Origin of the sequence: Brachyspira sp. (genome assembly GCF_050873525.1) — a bacterium.
Taxonomy (GTDB): Bacteria; Spirochaetota; Brachyspiria; order Brachyspirales; family Brachyspiraceae; genus Brachyspira.
This window is the reverse complement of sequence record NZ_JBNMIZ010000212.1, coordinates 1-4,588: the sequence shown is the minus strand read 5'-3', so window position 1 is coordinate 4,588 and position 4,588 is coordinate 1. Positions and strand designations below refer to the sequence as shown.

General features: G+C 29.3%; 5 protein-coding genes. 4 read left to right on the top strand and 1 reads right to left on the bottom strand.

Annotated features, from left to right (window positions below; all coding sequences use genetic code 11):
- Positions 1–85: 85 nt before the first annotated feature.
- A complete protein-coding gene (locus ACR0QS_RS11345) occupies positions 86–340 on the bottom strand; it encodes a DUF167 domain-containing protein (protein WP_432633561.1) in 255 nt (84 codons plus the stop codon).
- Between the two features lie 99 nt (positions 341–439).
- Between ACR0QS_RS11345 and ruvB the strand changes: the two genes are divergently transcribed.
- From ruvB to ACR0QS_RS11325, 4 genes are all read left to right on the top strand, one after another.
- A complete protein-coding gene (gene ruvB / locus ACR0QS_RS11340; RefSeq protein WP_432633560.1) occupies positions 440–1,486 on the top strand; it encodes a Holliday junction branch migration DNA helicase RuvB in 1,047 nt (348 codons plus the stop codon).
- A gap of 97 nt (positions 1,487–1,583) precedes the next feature.
- A complete protein-coding gene (locus ACR0QS_RS11335; RefSeq protein ID WP_432633559.1) occupies positions 1,584–2,717 on the top strand; it encodes a M23 family metallopeptidase in 1,134 nt (377 codons plus the stop codon).
- Positions 2,718–2,742: 25 nt separating this feature from the next.
- Positions 2,743–4,020, top strand: a complete 1,278-nt coding sequence (locus ACR0QS_RS11330; RefSeq protein ID WP_432633558.1) for a hypothetical protein — start codon at positions 2,743–2,745, stop codon at positions 4,018–4,020.
- Positions 4,021–4,110: 90 nt separating this feature from the next.
- Positions 4,111–4,374: a hypothetical protein gene (locus ACR0QS_RS11325; protein WP_432633557.1), complete on the top strand. Its 264-nt coding sequence runs from the start codon at positions 4,111–4,113 to the stop codon at positions 4,372–4,374.
- The last annotated feature ends 214 nt before the right edge of the window (positions 4,375–4,588 follow it).

Genomic DNA, 4,588 nt, shown 5'->3' with positions numbered 1-4,588 from the left:
TAATTAAATTATTTATATATTAAAAAAATTATCAACATTTTTATTATATGTTATTATTCAAAATAATCAATTATATTTAATAAGTTTATTTATTTTCAATATATTCTCTCAAAATATTATCTTCAATATTTATAGAAATTATTTTTTTACCGCTTTTTTCTCCTCTTATTATTTCAATATCTTTTTTCTTTAAATTAAGTTCTTCGGCTAAAAATTCTATAATAGATTTATTCGCCTTTCCGTCAATCGCTTTAGCCATTATTCGAATATAATAAAGCCCGTTTTCTTTTTTGAAGCTATTTGATTTTGCTCCCGCCGTTACTTTTACTTCTATATTAATCATTTATACTCGCATTTTTTAATTGATTATATATCTTAATTATAATATAATATAAGAATTATTTTAATATTAATTTAATTATGGTATTATAAAAATATAATGGATAAAGAAAATCAAAGTTTAACGAAAGCGGAAGAAACTTCTTACGATAATTTGGAAACGAACTCTATCAGACCAAAAAGTTTTTATGATTTTATAGGGCAGAAAAATATAAAATCAAAATTGAAGGTTTATATAGACAGCGCCAAAAAGCGTGAAGTTTCTTTGGACCATATACTTTTTTACGGACCTCCTGGACTTGGAAAAACGACTCTCGCGCAAATCATAGCGAACGAACTCGGAGTCGCCGTAAAATCCGTTTCCGCACCAGTAATAGAGCGTCAGGGAGATTTGGCTTCAATATTAACGACTTTAGGAGAGAAAGACATTCTTTTTATAGACGAAATTCACAGATTAAGAACTGTTGTGGAAGAGGTTTTATATTCGGCGATGGAAGATTTTTTTGTCGATATAAAAGTGGGAGAAGGAACGAGCGCAAAAAGTTTCAGAGTCAAACTTCCTCATTTTACTCTTATCGGAGCGACAACGAGAAGCGGACTTTTAAGCACGCCTTTATACGACAGATTTGGAATAGTGGAAAGATTGGAATTTTATACGGAAGATGATTTGGCAAATATAGTCAAAAGAAGTTCTGCATTTTTGAATATAAAAATAACGGATTCGGCTGCAATTTCAATAGCGGGAAGGTCGAGAGGAACGCCGAGAATTGCAAACAGACTTTTAAGAAGAGTTTTTGATTTTGCAACGGTTTCAAATGTTATAAAAATAGACGAAGATTTTGCATGCGATTCTATGGAAAAACTGGGCGTAGATAAAAACGGATTCGAATCTTTGGATAAACAATATTTAAATGCGATAATTAAACATTATAACGGAGGTCCCGTAGGAATAGACACAATTTCAGTTTCGTTATCAGAACAAATTGAAACGATAGAAGATATTATAGAACCTTATTTGATACAATGCGGTTTTATAAAGAGAACGCCGAAAGGAAGAGTAGCCACAAACAAGGCTTTTTCTTATTTAAATGTTTCAAAAAGATATGACGATAACTATAAAGACGGGAGTTTATTTGCGGACGATTGATTATAATTTGTAAATTTATAAAATTTGTGAAAGGAGAATTATTATTCAGACGAAAGATATTTTCAATAATACGAAAGAAAACGAATTCGACAGCGAATTGGATAAATATTATATTGACGAAGAAAGTTCGGAAAGAGCGAAAAATATTGCAAATAAATTAGTCGGAAATTTAAACGATTTAAATAATTTGAATTTTAAAGAAAATAAAAAATCTTCCAAAATAAATAAATTTAGTAAAATAGAAAAAATCAGTAAATATACAAAAAAGAAAATTAAAGTATATAAAAATCCTTATGTAAAATCGAAAAGCAAATTTATTGTCGGAATAAAGAAATTTTTTAAAGCTTTATATAATTTGACGGGCGGAATAAGAAATTTTTTCAAAATCATAATATCGGCGATTATCAAAAAAGGAAATAACGAAAGAAGCATATTAATATTTTATAATGATGAAGAAAAAGGAATAAGACTTCCGATTAATAATTTTATGATATTATTTTTATTATTAATATTTTCGGCTTTGGTATATACGGGATTTGATGCTTATCATAGACAAAAAAGCGCGGGAGATTTTTATATCGCTCTTTCAGAGAGAGAAGCGACTACTTATAAACTGATACAAGATTATAGAAATTCTTTAAATAGATATTCTGCCGCTTTGAACGATTATAATAACGCCATAAGAAATATATCTTACGGAATAGATTATAACGATAATTATTATATAAAAAATAACGAACCTACAAATATAAATAAAATTTTAAACGAAGTCGACAGCTATCAAAAAAATATACTTTCGTTTTTGCAAATATCATCCGTTTTGCATAGAGAGATTCCGACTGGATGGCCCGTGGCTGGAGGAGGAAGAATTTCAAGTGGATTCGGGGCGAGATTATCTCCTTTCACTCAAGAGCGAAGCTATCATTACGGAGTCGATATCGCGGGACCTTATGGCACTCCGATTTTGGCGGTTGCGGACGGAACAGTGACATATTCGGGCTGGCGAAACGGCTACGGCTGGTTTTTAATAATCACTCATGCGAACGGCTATCAAACGGCTTACGGACATAATTCTAAACTTTTGGTTTCAAGCGGAGATAAAGTTAAAAGAGGTGAGAGAATAGCGCTTATAGGAAATACGGGAAGAACTACGGGAATACACTGCCATTTTGAAGTGAGAATAAACGGCGACCATAAAAATCCTATGCCGTATTTGAGCGCTCGATTTTAATAATTTATAAACTAATAAAAAATCAATGAAAGAGCATAATTCCAAAAAAAGATATTTAGGCGAATTTTATACTCCTTTTGCCTTCGCTAAAAAATCGCTGGAATTTATCGACAAAGCGGTAAATATCGAAGAATTAAAAAGCGGAAAATATAGAATTTGGGACATGGCATGCGGAAAAGGAAATTTGGAATTTTATTTGGATAAATCGGTTTATAAATATTTGTATATGTCGACTATTGATAATGAAGATATTGAATATTGCAAAACTAAATTTAAAAACGCGTGCATATTCCAATACGATTATTTGAATGACGATATAGAATTAAAAGAAAAAATATTTAATTATAAAAAAATTCCAAACAAATTAAAATCGGATTTGGAAAATAAAGAATTGAACTGGCTCATATTTATAAATCCGCCTTATGCCACGAGTCAAGTCGCGGGAACGAATTCAAAAAGCAAAAAAAATGTAAGTTATAGTTTGATAAGAAATATTATGCATGAAAATAAATTAGGCGAGGCTTCGCGAGAATTGTCCGCTCAATTTATGTTTAGAATTAATAAAGAATTTGTAAAGGGCAAAAATATTTATTTGGCAATTTTTTCAAAAACGAATTATATAAAATCGAATAATAACGAAAAATTTAGAGAAGATATTTGCAATTATAAATTTGTAAACGGATTTGTATTTTCTTCTTCAAATTTTGAAAGCACTTCAAAAACTACTCCGTTTCCCGTAAGTTTTATAATTTGGAAAATATCGAAAGAATATAATATAAAAAAAGAAAATATCGCGCTTCCAGTGTTTGACAATAATTGCAACGAAATCGGTAAAAAAAATTTTAAAGTAGTCGACAGAAATAAATTATTGAATAAATGGATAAAAAGAGTCCGTAATTCTTATACATTCGTTCCGCTCTCTTCGGCAATAAAAGTAAAAACTTCGGGAAAAGATATAAGAGATAAAATTTGCGATGGATTTATAGGTTCGCTTATGAGCTGCGGAAGCGATTTACAAAAACAGAATCTCACCGCAATTTTTTCAGCGCCTCAATCGTCCGCTGGTTCGTTTTCGATAACCAAAGATAATTTTGAAAAAGCGATGATTATTCATGCCGTTAGAAGAATTACAAAAGTCGACTGGCTTAACGGGAGTGACCAATTTGTGATTCCGAAAGGAGATTTTGAAGAATTGTCGGAAGAGTTTAAACTTGACTGCATCGTTTGGAGTTTATTTTCAAATTCAAATCAAACCGTTTCTATGAATAATATTTTTTATAAAAATAAATATTATAAAATATAAAATCAATTTTATCCTTTCGATTATAAAGAAGTTTATTTAAAAAATATTTTTTTTGATTACGATAACGATAAAAGATTTGTAAGCGAATATTTGAAAAATAAAGAAAAAATTATGACAAAAGAATCTTCAGATTTGATTAATATCTCAAAAGAATTATATAGTTTTTTTTACGACAATATAGAAAAATTGAATTTGAAAAAATTTGAAATTTCATTATGGGACGCTGGTTTTTGGCAAATCAGAAAATCTTTGAAAGATGCTAAAATCGGACTTAATATTTTGAACGAATTAAAATTTAAAAGAGATGTTGTGAGGAATAATATTTTTGTAGAGATTGATAGATTTATTTCTTAAATAATTGTCATTAGCGGTAGGAATAATATATTTTCTTTGGATTGCTTCACTCACACTAAAAGTGGGCAGTCTCCCGCTCGCAATGACAATTTAGTTAAATCGCTAAATGACAGAATAATAATATTCTTAAAATTTTATCTAATTTTCTAAAAACAAGATAAAATAAAACTTCAATTTTTTTAAAACCGTTAAAAATATGTATTAAATGTATTAT

Excerpts from the sequence above, each read along its gene's own strand:
- ruvB (WP_432633560.1), top strand. The coding sequence starts at position 440 with ATGGATAAAGAAAATCAAAGTTTAACGAAAGCGGAAGAAACTTCTTAC.
- ACR0QS_RS11330 (WP_432633558.1), top strand. The coding sequence starts at position 2,743 with ATGAAAGAGCATAATTCCAAAAAAAGATATTTAGGCGAATTTTATACT.